The following is a 16,296-nucleotide window of genomic DNA, read 5'->3' as shown; positions in this document are numbered from 1 at the left end:
GAAATAACCAGGAGACGACATGAACAACTTTTGGCAAAGCAGCCTGCTGCTTATCAACTTAATCGCCTTTGCCCTCTATGGCATCGACAAGGCTAAAGCCCGGATGCACGCCTGGCGCATCCCCGAACGGCTGCTGCTTACCTGCGGCCTGCTGGCCCCTGCCGGGTCTATCCTGGGCATGCTGGTCTTTCACCACAAGGTCCGCAAGTCCTACTTCTATTTGGCAATCTTCGCTGGCTTTATCCTCTGGGCCGCGATTGCTTACCTTATTCTCAGATTTAGTTAAGGCTCTTGAGCATCTTAAAGGCGGTCTCCGTACTGTGGGCCTTAAGCTGATAAACGCTGGACCCTTTGGCCCAGGTGATCACCGTGTTCAAAGAACCTAGGCTTTCGCCAACATCAACCTGCACGCTGGACTTTGCCGCCGTATCCGGCAGACCATATTGCTGGTAGAGCGCCAGCAGCTTTTTCGCCGTTGGCAGCGGCTTTTGCCCCTGGACATTACTTGCCCGGACGACAAAGGACCACTGGCCCTGATTGAACTGCAGATAAGTCGACCCAGCCGCCCCTTCTTCTGTCCCAGTCACATTGCCGGCAATCTTAACCGCTGGCAGACCAGTCTTGGGCTCTTGGTAATTAATCAAGCTGCTGGCGTCAGCCACATTCTTTTTTTCCGTTAAAACGGCATATGGCTTCTCACTAGCAATCCGGCTGTCATTTAAGGCCAGCGGGCTATTTCCGACGCTGTAGTAAACAACATTCTGGCTGCTTGAACTGGTGTAGCGGATATTCAAGTTGCTGCTGCCCCGGCCTAAGCCGTCAGCCGCGGGCAAAAGCATCCCCGGCAGCTTGACCCTTAATTGACTAGTTAAAGTCCCCATCCGGTTTGCATCTGCCCTTTGGCTGCTGGAAGCCGCGGACTTAGAACTGGCCTGGCTTGAGGAGGATTTTGTCGAACTAACGGCAGAACCGGCCACGGATTTAGCCGCCGACTTAGAGCTGGCCTTACTTTCCGCCTTCTTCTCACTCTTAGCCTGGCTGGATTGACTGGACTGACTATTGCTTTGACCCGCGCAACCGGCAAGCAAGCTGGCCGCCAGCAGAAGCAGGGCCAAATTTTTCCTGTTCTTCTTCATTTTTTACACTCTTTCTTTGTCAATAATTATTCCTACTTTCCACCCCTAATTATAGATCTTGCCGGATCTTTTATAAAGAAAGTTCCGTTTTTTGTTGGTAAAAAACGCTTAATTTACCCTCTTTGTCTGAAAAACTTGCAAATTAATCTTTTCTGGAGTAAAGTTTACGTCAAGCGAGTAAAAGTTTATTTTACTTTTTGTTTTTATCCTATTTTAGGTAAGTTATACTTTTAACAAAAGAGGAAGAAAAAGATGGAAAATGAAGCACTCTTGATCATTGACTATACCAATGACTTCGTAGATGACAAAGGCGCCTTGACCTGCGGGGCACCGGCCCAGGCCTTGGCTGGCCAGATCGTCAGCTTGGCCGACCACTTTTTGGCCGCCGGCAAGTGGGTTATCCTGCCAACCGACAAGCACTTTAAGGGCAACCCCTACCACCCGGAAACCAAGCTCTTCCCGCCCCACAACCTGCCAAATACCTGGGGCCGGGAGTTCTACGGACCCCTGCAAACTTGGTATAATAAACATCAAGACGACGAGCACGTCCTTGTCTTGGACAAGTCACGCTACTCTGCCTTCTGCGCTACCGGCCTGGACCTCTTCTTGCGTGAACGCAAGGTCAGCCGGGTTCACCTGGCCGGGGTCTGCACGGACATCTGCGTCCTGCACACCGCCATGGACGCCTACAACCATGGCTACGACATCACGGTGCACGAAAAGGCGGTTGCCGCTTTAAACGACGCGGGACAGGAATGGGCACTGAACCACTTCAAGTCCTGCTTGGGCGCTGAAGTCGTCGACTAACCTTTACCGTTTAAGTTTTTATTTTTACTTTTAACAGTTATATTTTTGAGAAAGCAGATTTTTACACTATGTCTCTATCACACGCGTTAATTACCGACCTGTACGAATTCTCAATGGCTAACGGCTACTTTGAAACCCTGCCAAGAGATACCGAAGCTGTCTTCGACGTCTTTTACCGGACTGTTCCAGACAACGGCAGCTTCGTCGTCTCCGCCGGCCTGGAACAAGTCGTTGAACAGCTGCGGGGCTTCCACTACACCAAGGAAGACATCGACTACCTGAAGTCCCTCAATCTCTTCAGCGCTGAATTCATTTCCTACCTGGAAACCATGACCTTCGACTGCGTCGTATACGCGATTCCAGAAGGCACCCCGGTCTTCCCGCGGGTGCCAATCCTGACGGTCAAGGGGCCTTTGATTCAATGTCAATTGCTGGAAACCTTCGTCCTTAACCTAATCAACCACCAGTCCTTGATCGCCACCAAGTCCCGCCGGATCAACCTGGCCGCGGCTGGCCGGCCAGTCATGGAATTTGGTGCCCGCCGGGCCCAAGGTCCGGACGCTTCCGTTCTGGGCGCCAGAGCTGCCGTTATCGGCGGCTGCGGGTCAACCAGCAACGTCTTGTCAGCAGCCAAGTACAACATCCCGGTTGCCGGCACCATGGCCCACGCCTGGGTTCAAAGCTACCCAACCGAACTCGAAGCCTTTGAAAAGTGGGCGGAAGTCTACCCAGACAACGCCCTGCTTTTGGTCGACACTTACGATGTCTTAACTAGCGGCGTGCCTAACGCTATCAAAGTCTTCAAAGAGCTCCGCGCCAAGGGCCACAAGAAGTTCGGCATCCGGATCGACTCCGGCGACATCGCCAAATTGTCCCGCAAGGCCCGCAAGATGATGGACGACGCCGGCTTCCCGGAAGCAACCATCACTGCTTCCAATGCCTTGAACGAAAACGTCATCCACTCCCTTCTCCAAGAAGGCGCGCCGCTTGACAGCTTCGGCGTTGGTGAACAATTGATCACCAGCTCCAGCTCACCGGTTCTGAGCGGGGTCTTCAAGCTGGCCGCTTTGAAGATTGGCGACGGGGAATGGCAGCCAAAGATCAAGCTGTCCAACTCCAAGGAAAAGGTCACCCTGCCTGGTGAAAAGAAGGCTTACCGCCTCTACCACAAGGGGACCAAGAATGCCTTCGCGGACGTTATCGCCCTAGCTGATGAAAGCTTGCCAGAAGAATTCGTCGGCATTAACATGGACCCGATGATGACTGAAACTGAAGCCAACTTGAAGGACTTCGATGCCGTCCTCTTGACTCAGGTCGTTGTCGGCCCAAAGGCCAAGTCCATCGAAACCGACACCTTCAAGATCCAAAAGCACATGTACGAAAAGCTGGCTGAACTGCCTGAAGAAACCCAAAGACTGCTTAACCCGGACCGCTACCCGGTCTACCTGACTCCTGCCCTGGCTGACCTGCAAGCCAAGATGATCAAGGACCACAAGCTTTAAGTAAGTCATCGCTTTAATTGCATAAACAAAAAACGAAGTTGCTCAAGTAGAGCAGCTTCGTTTTCTTTTCTACTCTAAGTCAAGTGTTATCAACGATTTTAGGCAATTTTATTTTGAAATAAGGGCCTAATCGGGAAATGGTTCCCGGAGAATCGAGTTAAATATCTGATTTAGGGCATGATAAATACAGCCACCTTCTGTAATTTCAAAAAAGAGGCTGTTATAATATCTATTGGATCAATTTTTATGACAAAAGTCTTTGGTTATGTTTGGCTACGTCATAGCTATACAATTGATCATTCTTAATTAAAGCGAAGATCGTCCGTAATAATTTATGGATCGATGCGATAGCGGCCTTCTTGTGACTTGCAGTCTCAGAAGACCGTTTTCGTTTCTCGTAATAATCCGCAATATGGCAAGGGTTTCCCACTTTCTTAGCCGACTGAATTTGGTTTATGGCCAAGTACAGCACCTTTCTGCCAATAGCTGTCCCAAGCTTTGAAATTGACAGGTGGGCCGTGAGATTGCCAGATTCATAAACTTGAGGATCAACACCAACGAAGGCATTTAATTGGCTAGGGTTGTTAAAACGTCTGATATCCCCAAGCTCACTAATGATTCTTAGAGTAGTGTTTTTGCCGATGCCTGGAATGCTTGTGAGGATCTCCAGATCCCGTTTAGGAGCCAGCTTTGCCATCTCCTGTAAAGCAGTCTGGCACTCTTCTTCAGCGCTCAGAATGTTGTTAATAGCCATTTTGAGGCCACGAATATGAGCACTGTTCTTTTTGACAGCTGGGCATGCGACTTTAGCCAACCGAATAAGACTTTGCGCTATGTCGTTAGCGCGTTTTTTACCAATACCGGTTAAGCCCTTTAAGAAGTCGATGATATCGGCTTCTTTTGTTTCTAGTACGATATCTGGGTGTGGGAATCTGAGGACAATACTCCAGTAGTTTTTCCCTCTCGGATTAACCATTAAGTGCTCAATCTCTGGGAAAGTGAGCTGAATGGCTTTGTGCAGTCTATTCCTGTTGGTTATCAGATCGTGCGAAGCCTGCTCGTAGATACGGTTATTGGCCATCAATTCTTGATATTCTTCGCTTTGAACGTAGGCCAGCCGCTGCGGGTGCTCAGATTGCAGCTTGGCAAGGTACAAGGCATCAAGCTTATCGGTCTTGTTCTGGTGCAGGTCATCCTTTGTCTTTCTTTTGGCTTCTAGCGGATTCATCATGACATAGCGCAATTCGTGCATGTCCAAGAATGCCTGGAGTCTTCTGGAATAGACGCCAGTTGCTTCAAAGATAATCTGTGGGTTAGTAACCTGCTTAAGGTCACCTAGCAGCTGATTGAAGCCTACCATATCGTTGGAGATGGCATAGTCATTAACTTTTTGGCCATTGACCATAATGCATACGTTAGACTTTCGGCTGCTAACATCAATACCGAAAACAGTTTTCAATAAATCCATAAGAATAAACCTCCGCTTTACTCGGAGATGAGCTACCTCCACCTAATCCAATCAGATCTAATTTTCTCAACAGGACTTTAACAGCCAACATACTTAGACGAGATTCACAATTGAATGGTGAAGCTGCCCGTTTTGCCTACGACATCGTGTGTCCAGAAAAAGAACGGCATTGGCTTCATCTCCACTTTACATAGTAAAAGAAAAAGTGTTGAACGACTACTCCGTCGAGTAATCATCCAACACTAGGTTAGTATGTTTTGCCTGCTATTTTATTGTTCAGCCATTTTTTCTTCCAATTGTGACGTACACATCGGGCAGCGGCTGGCTTCGATGTCGATCTCGCTCTTGCAGTAAGGGCAGACCTTGGTCGTTGCTTCTTCTTCAACCTCTTCTTCCTTTTTGATCAAGAACCCGCCCCGATTGAAGGCCTTGACGATCAAAAACAGGACAAAGGCCATCATCAAGAAGTTGATGACCGCGGTCAAGAACTTCCCATATGCCAGGGTCACCCCGGCAAATTTCAGTGAGAACTGGTCAAAATTCATCCCACCGACCAGACCTAAAAGCGGACTGATGATGTCGCTGACCAGGGACTTGACGATGGTGGTGAAGGCACTGCCGATGATGATACCGACGGCCATATCCATCACGTTGCCCTTAGAGATGAAGGTCTTGAACTCCGCGAAGAAGCCCTTAGTAGATTCGACAGCCTGCTGGCCGTCTGGCAGATTAATTCGATTTGGCATAGGATACTCCCAAACATAATTTAGTACTTATATAAATTAGCGAATTAATTATATCATTCTAAAGGAAAAATTAACAAGTTTTTTCTTACTCATAATCTGGCAAAACCCAACGGCCGATCGCTTCCGCCACCGCCCCCCGGTCAAAGGTCTTCTCCGTAATCTTATCGCAGTCAGCCCGCATTTCCGGGCTGACATTGGCCACCCCGACGCCGGTGCCGGCTGCCTTGATCATGGCCAGGTCATTGAAGCTGTCCCCGATCGCCATGGTCTCACCCAGCTGATAGCCCAGCTCCTGGCACAGTTTCTTTAGGCCTGTCCCCTTGTTCACCTTGGGCGGGTTGAATTCCAGGTAGCGGTTGGATGAAAAGCTCATCTCACTGACTTTTTCAAAATCTGCCAGGTCCTTCCGCAATTTTTTCAAGCGGGAAAAATCAGTATCGACGTAAAGAATCTTGGCAAAACGGGCTCCGCTGGCCCGCAAGGCCGTTAAGTCCCCGCCTGGCAAAGCCGCAAAGTCGGCCCGGCCTTGGCAAAAATCGATCTCTTCTTGCGTAAGCTGGTAGCCGTAAACCTGGTCCTCAGTGTAGATATGCATCCCCAGACCTAATTCCTGCCCCCGTTTGAAGATTTCCTCAACCAGGTCCCCGTCCATCCCGGTAAAGGAGATCAGGCGCGGCCCCTTGTTTTCAAAAACCGCCCCGCCGTTGTAACAAATCGTGTACTGGCCGGCTTGATCCGCCTGGCCCAGTTCTTCTAGCGTCTGCCTTAAAGAGTAAAAGCCGCGCCCTGTAGCGGGCACGAATTTGATGCCCAGTTCCTGGCATTTTTTAATAGCCCGCAGATTTTCCTCTACTACCCGGCTGCCCGGCCCCAGCAAGGTCTCATCTAAGTCGCTGGCAATCAGTTTGATCATCATTTTTCTACCACCATGATAGCGCTTTTAGGAGCAAAAAGAAAACAAAAATGAAAAAGAAAATGGAAAGAAAAAATAAAAAAGCTGCCTTACCGCAGCTTAATCGGTGATGGTTACCTCACCGGCAATATCCTTGTTGAAAAAGGCTCTGACGTCCTCCAGGCCCATCCCCTGGCCCAGGGCCCACATCAGCTTGGTTACAGCACTTTCACTGGTCATGTCCCGGCCACTGATCGCCCCTTCCAGCATAGCCGCCCGGCCAACCTCATACTTGGTCAAGTCAGTCCGTTCATACAAACACTGGCTGCAGGCCACCACGGGGACTCCCCGCTTGATGATCTCCCCGATCGCCTTAACCATGTTCCGCCGCATGTAGTTCATGCCGCCAAGGCCATAGGCTTCGATGACGATCCCCCTGACCCCGCTGTCGACCATGGCGGACAAAACCGCCGGGTCAAAGCCTGGGAAAAGCTTGATCATGGCCACCTGGGTCTCCACCTTGGTGTTCAAAGTGCAGATGGCGTGCTCGCTTGGCACGTATTCAAAGTCTTTGTGCTTGATGTCAATGCCGTCTGAAGTCACCATAGCCACCGGGTCAACGTTGATGCTCTTGAAGGCGTCAAAACCGGTCGTCCGGATCTTAACGCAGCGGCAGCCCCGCATGATCTGCCGGTTAAAAGCGATATAGATCCCCGGCTTGCAGGTTGCGGCCGCGGCAAAAGCAACCCGGAGGTTATCTGGAGCATCGCTTAAGATGGCCTGCATGGGCGCCTGGCTCCCGGTTAAAACAACGGGCAGGTCAATTCCCTGCAACATAAAGGTGAGCATAGACGCCGTGTAAGCCATGGTGTCAGTCCCGTGGGAGACGACGATACCATCAAAGCCCCGGCGCAATTTATAAATCTGTTCGGCGATAAAAGCCCACTCTTCCGGCTGGATGTTGGAAGAGTCCAAAGACAAAATGTCCTTGACCTCGACTTCATAAGGCAGGCCGCCCAGGGTATGGAGCAATTCCGCCCCGGACTTGCCCGGGATCAAGCCCTCTTCTGAAGCCACGGACGCGATCGTCCCCCCAGTCGACAGCAGCAATATTTTCTTATTGGTCATCTTTTTTCCTCGCATGCTTCCCGATTTTCCTCAGCCAAAAGCTCATACAAACGATCCAGGTACTTTTCCAGCTGGCTTAGTTCTTGCCGGCTGTAGAGCTGCTCCACCTTTTCCTGCAGCTTGTGCATCCCCTTTTTAGCGCTGGCGCAAATCTGCCGGCCCTCATCCGTCAGGCAGACGATCTTCACCCGCTTGTCGCTTTCCGCCAGGCGGCTTCTGACATAGCCCTTGCCTTCCAGGCGGCCGACAATCCCGGCCATGGTGGCCTGGGCCACTTCAAAGTGGTTTTCCAGCTGCTTTAAAGGCGCCTGCTGGCCCGCGCATTTCTCCAGATAAACCAGGCAGTGAAACTGTGAAAAGGTCAGGCCCAATTTCTTGAGCTCATAGTTGCCCCTTTTGGCCATCAAATCATTGATCTTCTTGACTCTTAACCCTAAATCCATCGTTTCCTCGGCTCCTAATCTACCAACAATACCTAAGAGCCTATTTTACCATTTTTACCGGTTAAAATTCCTCTTCCAGCCGCTTAGCCTGGTCGATTTGCTCCCGCAACTTGCTTAAATTTGCCATTTTTTCCTCAAAAGTCCCCTATTTTCCAAGTATTTTTAAAAAAAGCACCCTTAGTACTTTACGAGATAAAATGAAAGTATTATCATTGAGATGAGAAAATTACGATTAGGTTGAGCGTAACACCAAACGCTGAACTTTATCTGTGGCAAATTGTTATTGTTATCAGTGTAATTTTTCACATCACAGAGAACGCGAACCAGCCGGTTCGCGTTTTTTGTTTCTCTTTATTTTGCTTAAGCTGTCTTGGTCACGTCCACCCAGGCCGTATAGTCAGAGTATTTTTCCAGAGCCGGGATGGTCAAGGCCACGGTGGCTGAAGACTCAGGAAGTTCAATTACGTTAACGTCAGTATCTTTGAAAAAATCTTTTACTCGTTCAACTGCCACTGTTTAACCTGCTTTCTCTGCTCAAGAAGCTTATTAATCTGAGATTAGAAATATTTTAAAAATCAGTATAAACCTTTTTGACCGCGGCGGCAAGTCCGGCGATATCTTCCGGCATCGTCGTGCAGCAGCCCCCGACCAGTTTTGCCCCCGCCGCCAGCCAGTCAGCCCCCGCCTGGCCAAAGTCCGCGGCTTCCGGCGGGTAGACCCACTTTTTAACAGAAGGATCGTATTCGGCCCCGGAATTAGGGTAAACGACGATTGGCAATTTAGAAGCGCGGAGATTTTTCACCACATCGACAGTCCAGGCCAGCTTGAAGCAGTTGGCCCCGGCCGCGAAGACCTGGGCATAGGCGCTGACTTCCTCGACCGCTTCAGTTAAAGGCAGGCCCTCGCTGATAGTGGCCGGATCCTTTAAGGAAAAGCTGACGTAAACAGGCAGGTCCGGATACTTGGCCTTGAGGTAGTCCAGAATAGCTCTGACTTCGCTCAGCTTAGGCTGAGTCTCAACCGCCAGGCAGTCCACCCCGCCGGCAACTAATTCTTCAATCCGCGGGGCGTGAAAGTCCACGTATTCTTCATGGCTTAAAGCATAGTCGCCCCGGTATTCACTGCCGTCAGCCAGGTAGGCTCCGTAAGGGCCAACTGAACCAGCCACGAAGTTGTGGATGCCGGTCGCTTTTTCAAAGTCGTCTCTGGCCTTAATGGCCACGGCAGCGGAATCTCTGATTAAGCCTCGAGCCGCGTCCTCACTTAATCCGTGCTTCATGAAGGCCGACAGGCTGGCCTGGTAGCTGTCGGTGATCGTGACCCGGGCGCCGGCCTTGAAGTACTCCTGGTGGACCCGGTAGACCAGGTCTGGGTTATCCGCGAGGGCCTTGGCCGTCCAGAGGTCGGAATTGGTGTCTTCGCCCCAGGCTTCAAGCGGCGTGGACATGGACCCGTCCAAAGTCACCGGGCCTTGGGTCAGAAGGGATGGTAAATCCGCCATCGTTTTTCCTCCATCATGTGTTATCATGTTACTGTTTATTTTAATAAAAAACCAATCTGTTTTGAAGAGGTATTTTTATGGCTCAACAAGAAAAAGTCGACCACCTCGAGCGGAAGATGGAAGCCCGGCATATTCAGATGATCTCCCTGGGCGGGGTCATCGGGACCGGTCTCTTCTTAAGCTCGGGCTATACCATCAGCCAGGCCGGACCCATCGGCACGATTATCGCCTATTTCTTCGGGGCGATCCTGGTTTACGCCGTCATGCTCTGCCTGGGCGAATTGTCGGTGGCCATGCCCTACACGGGTTCCTTCCACGTTTACGCTAAGAACCTGCTTAATCCGGCCACCGGCTTTACGGTCGCCATTCTCTACTGGCTGACCTGGACTATTGCCCTGGGCAGCGAGTTTACCGCGGCGGGGATTATCATGCGGCACTGGTTTCCCTCTGTCCCCGTCTGGATCTGGAGCCTGGTCTTCATGATTTTGATTTTCCTCTCCAATTTCTTCTCGGTCAAGATTTTCGCGGAAAGCGAGTTTTGGTTCGCGGCCGTCAAGGTGGCGGCAATCGTCGCCTTCATCATCTTAGGGGGACTGGCGGTGATCGGAGTTATTCCTTTAAAGGGCAGCCAAGGAGCACCAGGTTTGACCAACCTGACCGAGGACGGCTGGTTCCCGACTGGTTTTGGCGGGGTTTTTACCACTATGCTCACGGTCAACTTTGCCTTCTCGGGGACGGAGCTGATCGGGATCACGGCCGGGGAAGCCAAGGAACCGGAAAAGACCCTGCCTAAGGCCATCCACACCACCTTATGGCGGCTGATCATCTTCTTCATCGGCTCCATCTTCATCATGGCCTGCCTCATCCCCTACAAGCAAGCCGGCGTTACCGAAAGTCCCTTCGTCCACGTCTTTAACATGATGGGGATTCCTTTTGCCAGCGACTTGATGAACTTCGTCGTTTTGACAGCCATCATCTCTGCCGGCAATTCCGGCCTCTATGCCTCAACCAGAATGCTCTGGTCCCTGGGCAATGAGGGAACTATCCCAGTTGTTTTTGCAAAAACCAACAAAAGAGGGATTCCGCCCATCTCCTTGCTGATAAGCATGCTGGGTGGGGTCTTCTCCCTTCTGACCAGTGTCTACGCGGCTGACACGATCTACCTGGTCCTGGTTTCCATCTCCGGCTTGGCGGTGGTCTTCGTCTGGATGGCGATCGCCCTGTGCCAGCTCAAGTTCCGGCAGAAGTGGCTGAAAGAAGGGCATACGGAGGGCGAGCTCAAGTTCAAGACCCCCCTCTATCCTTTCACGCCTTGGTTTGCCTTTATCGCCAGCCTGGCATCCTGCCTTTTGATCTGGTTTGACCCTTCCCAGAGGGTAGCCTTGTACGCGACGATTCCATTCGTGATCTTCTGCTACGTCGCCCACCATTTCTATGCTAAAAACCAGGAGAAAAAGCAGACCAGTCTTTAACAAGAGCGTCTTCGGGCGCTTTTCTTTTTGCCTGGGAATCGAATCAAATCAAGTAAATCTAATCAAATCAAATCTAATCAAATCATTGACGACATTGACGCGATTCGCTAAAATATGATTAGATTGCAAGCAGTAAAAAGGAGGCGCGCCATGCTTACGCCAAATGATTCCAGCAGCTTTGAAAACCAGCTTTCTCCCCGCCAGGACTTGACCTTCAACTCCCTGCAGGCCCTTTTTGACCAGCAGGGTCTCCCTTTTAGCCCGCCGTCCAGCCAGTTCGGCATCCTCCAGTTCAGTAATTTCGACCTCCTGGTCTCTGACCAGTGCCCTTACACGATCAAGTGCGCTGTTTTTAAGGGGACAGACCAGGATGAATTCCTGGACCGGCAGGAGTTTACCGGGTCCCTGGCCGCTCAATTCCAGCAGGTCTACGATTTTTTGGAAAAGCACAACCCAGTAGAGAGCCAGATTAAGGGACTTTACCGGGAAGACCGGCCAGCCTACCCCAAGCAGGCCTTAAGAGAAGCCTTGATGAACGCGATTATCCACAGGGACTACAGCAACCCGGCCAGCAGCTTGATCAACTTATACACAGACCGGGTGGAATTCATTTCTTTTGGCGGCCTCATGCCCGGGATTAGCCTGGAAGACATCCAGCTGGGCCTGTCAGTTTGCCGGAACAAGCGCTTGGCTGACCTCTTTTACCAGCTGAAGCTGGTGGAATCCTACGGAACGGGGTTAGCCAGAATCAAGAGTGCCTACAAGGGCAGCCGCCTTGCGCCCCAGATTTTAGCCGCTCCCAGCTCTTTTAAAGTGGTCCTGCCCCATTACCAGGCAGCTGTTAAAGCGGCTTCTAAACCAGTCAAAAAGGCGGTAACACCTGCTCCTTCCCCTAGCCCAGCCCCCAAGCCAAAGGCCCGGGCAACTGGCAATGAAGAAACCGTTTTGGCTTTTGGCAAAGAGCATGGGGAATTTATCAGAAGCGATATTGAGGAGCTCTTAGGGGTCAGCCCAGCTACGGCGACCCGGCTCTTGCGGCAGATGGAAAACAGCGGCTTGGTTCTCAAGCGGGGCAAGGCCAAGGCCATCCGCTACCGGATCAGCGAAAATTCATAAGCAAACAGTTCGGTTCCTGCCTAAACGTGCTAACATAGGTAGGGACTTTTTTCATCCAAAAAATTACAATCCAATAGAAATCTGGCAACAATCATGCAACAATTTACTCCGATTCTTTTAGGCAGCGACATCAATGTTTACGGGATGGCCCGGTCCTTCCACGAGGCTTACGGGATCAAGGTCCAGGCCTGGGGCGCGTCCACTTTAGCCCCGACCCGGTATTCAAAGATCGTTGACATCGAGGTTCACCCGGGCCTTACTGAAGACCCGGAATTCATCAAGGTTATGCGCGAGAAGATCAAGGAATACAAGAAGCACCCGGAACCGGTGATCTTGATCTCCTGCGGGGACAGTTACTCAGAACTTTTAGCCAAGCACAAGCAGGAGCTGGAAGAGGCCTTCATCGTTCCTTATATCGACTACGCCCTCTTGGAAAAACTGATCTCTAAGGAGGGCTTCTACGAGGTCTGTGAAGAATACGGCCTGCCTTACCCGAAGACCAAGGTCATCACTATGTCCACTTACAAGGATGGTTCTTACGCCGACGTACCCTTCCCCTTCCCGGTCGCTTTAAAGCCGGAAGACCCGGTTTCCTGGCTGGACGTCCAGTTTGAAGGGCGGAAGAAGGCTTTTGTTATCAAGGATCTGGACGAATTCAAGGATATTGTGGGCAAGATCTACACCAATGGCTACAAGGAAGACTTGATTTTGCAGGACTTCATCCCGGGCGATGACTCCAACATGCGGGTCTTGAACGCTTATGTGGACAAGAATCACCAGGTCAAGATGATGTGCCTGGGCCACCCCCTCTTGGAAGACCCGGACCCGATTGCCATCGGCAACTACATGGTAATCGCGCCGGACTATGACGAGAAGCTCTACCAGACTGTCCAGGCCTTTTTGGAAAAGATCAACTACACGGGCATGGCCAACTTTGACATCAAGTACGACGTCCGCGACGGCCAGTACAAGTTCTTTGAGATCAACCTCCGCCAAGGCCGGTCCAGCTTCTACGTCACTTTGAACGGCTACAACCTGGCCAAGTGGTATGTGGACGACTATGTGGAAGACTCGCTTAAGGACCAGCCGGTTGTTTATGGCAACCAGGATCCGGCCAAGCACAAGCTCTGGTTGGGTGTACCGGACAAGATTTTTGAACAATACGCGGTCGACTCCCTGGCCAAAAAGGAAGCCTTGGCACTTCTGCGGGCCGGCAAGGTAGGCACCACGGTCTTCTATAAGCCGGACATGAACGTCAAGCGCTGGCTCTTGATGAAGCACATGTACCACAACTACTACAAGGATTACCAGAAGTACTTCAAGGTAAATAAGGAGCAGTACTTCGAGAAAAAGTAAGAAACATAAACTTATGCACAGGAAAAAGAGGAATCTTGTGGAAGATTCCTCTTTTTTGCGAACTATTTTTCTGTCCTGTTTAAAAGTTGTGGATAATCCGCAGGCAGATGTGCAGGGCTTTGGCCTGGGAGACCTGACCCCAATCGCGGTCATCATGCGCCTCCACGTTAGCCAGGGAACCAGCCGTGTAGAGGAGCTGGCTGAATTCAGCGCCCCGTTTAGCGGCAACAGCAGCCATTGAGGCGCACTCCATCTCTACCACCTGGCAGCCTTCCCCGCACCGGTATTCGACCATGTCCTGGGTTTCCCGGAAAAAGCCGTCAGTCGTCCAGGTCGTGCAGGGCTCAAACGGTAGTCCTTGCTCTTTTAAGCCTTGGCCAATTTTTTCAACAGCTACTGGGTCAAGGTCTACATAGCGGCTAGCCGGCAGGTACTTGCAGGAAGTGCCTTCATCTCTTAAAGCCCGGGTCGGGATCAAGAAGTCGTTTTCCTTAATGTCCACCAAGGTCCCGCAGGAGCCAACAGCCAGAAACTTCCGGCAGCCAAGGGCGATCAAGGCATCCATGAACTGGGCGGCGGCGGGACCACCTAATGGTGCCCGGCATAAGCACAGCTGCTCACCTTGGTTCTCAATAATATAGATCGGCCGCAGGCGGTCAATCGTAATAAAGTGGTCAGCCACAGTTGCCTTTACCTGCTCGGCATACTTATCGACTTCGTCCCCTAAGAAGGCAAAGAGGCATTTTTCCGGCAGCCTTACGTCTTCATTATCATGGCCCGGCTTCAGAACTTCCTGGGAAACCAGATCATATTCCAAAATCGGCAATTCGTTTTTCTCGATCATAATCTAGTCCTTTCCAGTTTAAGCAAGTTAAAGTATAGCGAATTACTACTTTTTGGTGAAAAGATTTTCTGTAACAGACAGAGTAAGCTTGACAAAGATTAGCGGCTAGTGTATCTTTTAAATATACTTTAATTTTATAAGGAAGGAAAAGCTGACATGACTAACTTTTCTGGTCAAAACATGAACACTATGTGTACTTGCGGCATGATGTGCGGCATGTGTTTTGCTATGCAAATTTACGATAGTGACGGCTTTTCTGTCAGTTCGTAAAGGACCAAGCGGTTCTTTCGCGAGATCAGACCAGGCTTATTGCCAAGGCTCAGTCACTATTGACTGGGCCTTTTTCTTTTGTCCTGGCCTTTAATTCGGTTCTAATACAAACCTGGCTTGTCCTGCTTTGCTAGAAAGGAGCTGTCAAAAATTTTACACAGCATTTTCACCGACTACCTGCCGCAAATCTTCGCGGCCGGCTTCAAATACACCATCACCCTGGCCCTCATTTCCTTCATTCTTGGCTTGATCATCGCGCTGGTCACTGCCTTGGTGAGGATTTCAGACAAGGGCGGCGGCTTTTTAATCATCAAGGCCATCTTCCGCTTCTATGTCTGGCTCTTCCGGTCAACACCCCTGCTGGTGCAGCTTTTTATCGTCTACTTCGGCCTGCCTTATTTAAAAATCCCCGGCCTTTTGCCTAACGGGATCAAACTGGCTCCTTTTACCGCCGGCATTATCACCTTCTCTTTGAACACCGGGGCCTACGCTTCAGAGACGATCCGGGCTGCTATTCAATCCGTGCCGCGCGAACAATGGGAAGCAGCTGCTTCCATCGGCATGAACCGGGGAAAGACTCTGAGAAGAATCATCCTGCCCCAAGCTCTAAAAGTTTCCATCCCGCCTTTGTCCAACAGCTTCATCGGCTTGGTCAAGGACACGTCCCTGGCAGCCTCAATCACCATTGTGGAAATGTTTGAAGTCAGCCAGCAGATCGCCGCGGAAAACTACCAGCCCCTGATCATGTACAGCCTGGTTGCCCTGGTTTACGCTCTCTTCTGCAGCGTCCTCTCCTGGCTCCAGGGCTGGCTTGAAAAGGCAAGCAGCCGGCATAGCAAAGAAAGCGAGGCAGAAGCATGAAAATCACTAAGGTAAGCAAGACTTTTGGCAACCACCAAGTTTTAAAAAACATTTCTCTGGACTTCCCTGCCGGCAAAACGACCGTTTTGGTTGGCCCATCCGGCTCCGGGAAATCCACTATTCTCCGCTCCTTAGACCTGCTGGAGCGGCCGGAAAGCGGAAACTTTGACCTGGATGAGCTCCACATTGATTTTTCCCAAAAAATCAAAGACGCGGATATCTTAACTGTCCGCAAGAAGACCGGGATGGTCTTTCAGTCCTACAACCTCTTCCCCCACTTCACGGTCTTGCAGAACGTGACCGAAGGCCCTGTCCAGGTTCTAGGGAAAAAGAAGGCTGACGCGGAGGCTGAAGCCAAGAAGCTCCTGGCCAAGGTAGGCCTGGCCGACAAAGCAGACTTTTACCCAGAGACGCTTTCTGGCGGGCAGGCGCAGAGAGTCGCGATCGCCAGGTCCCTGGCCATGCATCCCGAATACATCTTGCTAGATGAGCCGACCAGTGCCCTGGACCCCGAACTGGAAATAGAAGTGCTGAAGGTGCTCTTGGAACTAGCTAAGGAAAAGCAGTCCCTGGTCATCGTAACCCATAATCTGGCATTTGCCCGGCGGGTCGCCGACAAGATTGTCTTTGTGGAAAACGGAGAGATCCTCTACGATGGAGATGCCAGAAAATTTTTTGCTCAAGACAATGACAACCAGCGGATCCGGGACTTCCTTAATTCCATGTCCCTGGCCAGCTTGGACTGATTTTTAGC

Annotated in this window: 17 protein-coding genes; 8 read left to right on the top strand and 9 right to left on the bottom strand. The window is 50.9% G+C overall.

Annotated features, from left to right (window positions below; genetic code table 11):
• The first annotated feature begins 19 nt into the window (after positions 1-19).
• Entirely contained in the window at positions 20-286 is a 267-nt protein-coding gene (locus tag LJ046_RS03305; RefSeq protein WP_002878750.1) for a DUF1294 domain-containing protein, read from the top strand.
• Here the strand turns inward: LJ046_RS03305 and LJ046_RS03300 are convergent.
• Entirely contained in the window at positions 279-1,136 is an 858-nt protein-coding gene (locus LJ046_RS03300) for a hypothetical protein (RefSeq protein ID WP_002878751.1), read from the bottom strand. The two genes, LJ046_RS03305 and LJ046_RS03300, sit on opposite strands and share 8 nt — an antisense overlap.
• A gap of 252 nt (positions 1,137-1,388) precedes the next feature.
• Between LJ046_RS03300 and LJ046_RS03295 the strand changes: the two genes are divergently transcribed.
• Both LJ046_RS03295 and LJ046_RS03290 read left to right on the top strand, forming a co-directional pair.
• Complete coding sequence (locus tag LJ046_RS03295) at positions 1,389-1,943, top strand: cysteine hydrolase family protein (protein ID WP_002878752.1); 555 nt, start codon at positions 1,389-1,391, stop codon at positions 1,941-1,943.
• A gap of 68 nt (positions 1,944-2,011) precedes the next feature.
• Positions 2,012-3,445 (top strand): nicotinate phosphoribosyltransferase, encoded by a 1,434-nt coding sequence (locus tag LJ046_RS03290; protein WP_035160951.1) that lies wholly within the window; start codon positions 2,012-2,014, stop codon positions 3,443-3,445.
• Between the two features lie 244 nt (positions 3,446-3,689).
• Here LJ046_RS03290 and LJ046_RS03285 read toward each other — a convergent pair whose 3' ends face one another.
• The 7 genes from LJ046_RS03285 to mmuM form a co-directional block, all read right to left on the bottom strand.
• Complete coding sequence (locus tag LJ046_RS03285) at positions 3,690-4,913, bottom strand: IS110 family RNA-guided transposase (protein WP_072557702.1); 1,224 nt, start codon at positions 4,911-4,913, stop codon at positions 3,690-3,692.
• Between the two features lie 269 nt (positions 4,914-5,182).
• Positions 5,183-5,659 carry a large conductance mechanosensitive channel protein MscL gene (mscL, locus tag LJ046_RS03280; protein WP_002876640.1) on the bottom strand — a complete coding sequence of 159 codons (477 nt, stop codon included), beginning with the start codon at positions 5,657-5,659 and terminating at the stop codon, positions 5,183-5,185.
• Positions 5,660-5,744: 85 nt separating this feature from the next.
• Positions 5,745-6,575 carry a Cof-type HAD-IIB family hydrolase gene (locus tag LJ046_RS03275; protein ID WP_002876641.1) on the bottom strand — a complete coding sequence of 277 codons (831 nt, stop codon included), beginning with the start codon at positions 6,573-6,575 and terminating at the stop codon, positions 5,745-5,747.
• A 96-nt stretch (positions 6,576-6,671) separates the two neighbouring features.
• Positions 6,672-7,679, bottom strand: coding sequence for an asparaginase (locus LJ046_RS03270; RefSeq protein WP_002876643.1), 1,008 nt, complete (start codon positions 7,677-7,679; stop codon positions 6,672-6,674).
• Positions 7,676-8,122: a MarR family winged helix-turn-helix transcriptional regulator gene (locus LJ046_RS03265; protein WP_002876645.1), complete on the bottom strand. Its 447-nt coding sequence runs from the start codon at positions 8,120-8,122 to the stop codon at positions 7,676-7,678. Before LJ046_RS03265 ends, LJ046_RS03270 begins: the two co-directional genes overlap by 4 nt.
• Positions 8,123-8,482: 360 nt before the next feature.
• Complete coding sequence (locus tag LJ046_RS10140) at positions 8,483-8,635, bottom strand: hypothetical protein (RefSeq protein WP_002876646.1); 153 nt, start codon at positions 8,633-8,635, stop codon at positions 8,483-8,485.
• A gap of 55 nt (positions 8,636-8,690) precedes the next feature.
• Positions 8,691-9,623, bottom strand: a complete 933-nt coding sequence (mmuM, locus tag LJ046_RS03260; RefSeq protein WP_002876647.1) for a homocysteine S-methyltransferase — start codon at positions 9,621-9,623, stop codon at positions 8,691-8,693.
• Between the two features lie 77 nt (positions 9,624-9,700).
• Between mmuM and LJ046_RS03255 the strand changes: the two genes are divergently transcribed.
• The 3 genes from LJ046_RS03255 (at position 9,701) to LJ046_RS03245 (ending at position 13,567) form a co-directional block, all read left to right on the top strand.
• Positions 9,701-11,095, top strand: a complete 1,395-nt coding sequence (locus LJ046_RS03255; protein ID WP_002876648.1) for an amino acid permease — start codon at positions 9,701-9,703, stop codon at positions 11,093-11,095.
• A gap of 150 nt (positions 11,096-11,245) precedes the next feature.
• Positions 11,246-12,211, top strand: coding sequence for an ATP-binding protein (locus LJ046_RS03250; protein WP_002876649.1), 966 nt, complete (start codon positions 11,246-11,248; stop codon positions 12,209-12,211).
• A 93-nt stretch (positions 12,212-12,304) separates the two neighbouring features.
• Positions 12,305-13,567 (top strand): carboxylate--amine ligase, encoded by a 1,263-nt coding sequence (locus tag LJ046_RS03245; RefSeq protein ID WP_002876652.1) that lies wholly within the window; start codon positions 12,305-12,307, stop codon positions 13,565-13,567.
• Positions 13,568-13,646: 79 nt separating this feature from the next.
• Here the strand turns inward: LJ046_RS03245 and LJ046_RS03240 are convergent, their stop codons facing one another.
• On the bottom strand, positions 13,647-14,411 hold the full coding sequence (locus LJ046_RS03240; RefSeq protein ID WP_002876654.1) for a nucleoside phosphorylase: 765 nt from the start codon (positions 14,409-14,411) through the stop codon (positions 13,647-13,649).
• 411 nt (positions 14,412-14,822) lie between these two features.
• Between LJ046_RS03240 and LJ046_RS03235 the strand changes: the two genes are divergently transcribed.
• On the top strand, positions 14,823-15,542 hold the full coding sequence (locus LJ046_RS03235; RefSeq protein ID WP_371857118.1) for an amino acid ABC transporter permease: 720 nt from the start codon (positions 14,823-14,825) through the stop codon (positions 15,540-15,542).
• Entirely contained in the window at positions 15,539-16,288 is a 750-nt protein-coding gene (locus tag LJ046_RS03230; protein WP_002876657.1) for an amino acid ABC transporter ATP-binding protein, read from the top strand. The genes LJ046_RS03235 and LJ046_RS03230 overlap by 4 nt, the downstream gene beginning before the upstream one ends.
• Positions 16,289-16,296 lie beyond the last annotated feature (8 nt).

Origin of the sequence: Lactobacillus delbrueckii subsp. jakobsenii ZN7a-9 = DSM 26046 (assembly GCF_001888925.1) — a bacterium.
In the GTDB taxonomy this organism is placed as follows: domain Bacteria; phylum Bacillota; class Bacilli; order Lactobacillales; family Lactobacillaceae; genus Lactobacillus; species Lactobacillus delbrueckii.
This window is presented reverse-complemented; position numbering and strand designations above follow the sequence as displayed.

Excerpts from the sequence above, each read along its gene's own strand:
- LJ046_RS03245 (WP_002876652.1), top strand. The coding sequence starts at position 12,305 with ATGCAACAATTTACTCCGATTCTTTTAGGCAGCGACATCAATGTTTAC.
- LJ046_RS03250 (WP_002876649.1), top strand. The coding sequence starts at position 11,246 with ATGCTTACGCCAAATGATTCCAGCAGCTTTGAAAACCAGCTTTCTCCC.
- mmuM (WP_002876647.1), bottom strand. The coding sequence starts at position 9,623 with ATGGCGGATTTACCATCCCTTCTGACCCAAGGCCCGGTGACTTTGGAC.
- LJ046_RS03305 (WP_002878750.1), top strand. The coding sequence starts at position 20 with ATGAACAACTTTTGGCAAAGCAGCCTGCTGCTTATCAACTTAATCGCC.
- LJ046_RS03295 (WP_002878752.1), top strand. The coding sequence starts at position 1,389 with ATGGAAAATGAAGCACTCTTGATCATTGACTATACCAATGACTTCGTA.
- LJ046_RS03270 (WP_002876643.1), bottom strand. The coding sequence starts at position 7,679 with ATGACCAATAAGAAAATATTGCTGCTGTCGACTGGGGGGACGATCGCG.
- LJ046_RS03230 (WP_002876657.1), top strand. The coding sequence starts at position 15,539 with ATGAAAATCACTAAGGTAAGCAAGACTTTTGGCAACCACCAAGTTTTA.
- LJ046_RS03255 (WP_002876648.1), top strand. The coding sequence starts at position 9,701 with ATGGCTCAACAAGAAAAAGTCGACCACCTCGAGCGGAAGATGGAAGCC.
- mscL (WP_002876640.1), bottom strand. The coding sequence starts at position 5,659 with ATGCCAAATCGAATTAATCTGCCAGACGGCCAGCAGGCTGTCGAATCT.
- LJ046_RS03290 (WP_035160951.1), top strand. The coding sequence starts at position 2,012 with ATGTCTCTATCACACGCGTTAATTACCGACCTGTACGAATTCTCAATG.
- LJ046_RS03300 (WP_002878751.1), bottom strand. The coding sequence starts at position 1,136 with ATGAAGAAGAACAGGAAAAATTTGGCCCTGCTTCTGCTGGCGGCCAGC.
- LJ046_RS03240 (WP_002876654.1), bottom strand. The coding sequence starts at position 14,411 with ATGATCGAGAAAAACGAATTGCCGATTTTGGAATATGATCTGGTTTCC.
- LJ046_RS03285 (WP_072557702.1), bottom strand. The coding sequence starts at position 4,913 with ATGGATTTATTGAAAACTGTTTTCGGTATTGATGTTAGCAGCCGAAAG.
- LJ046_RS03265 (WP_002876645.1), bottom strand. The coding sequence starts at position 8,122 with ATGGATTTAGGGTTAAGAGTCAAGAAGATCAATGATTTGATGGCCAAA.
- LJ046_RS03275 (WP_002876641.1), bottom strand. The coding sequence starts at position 6,575 with ATGATGATCAAACTGATTGCCAGCGACTTAGATGAGACCTTGCTGGGG.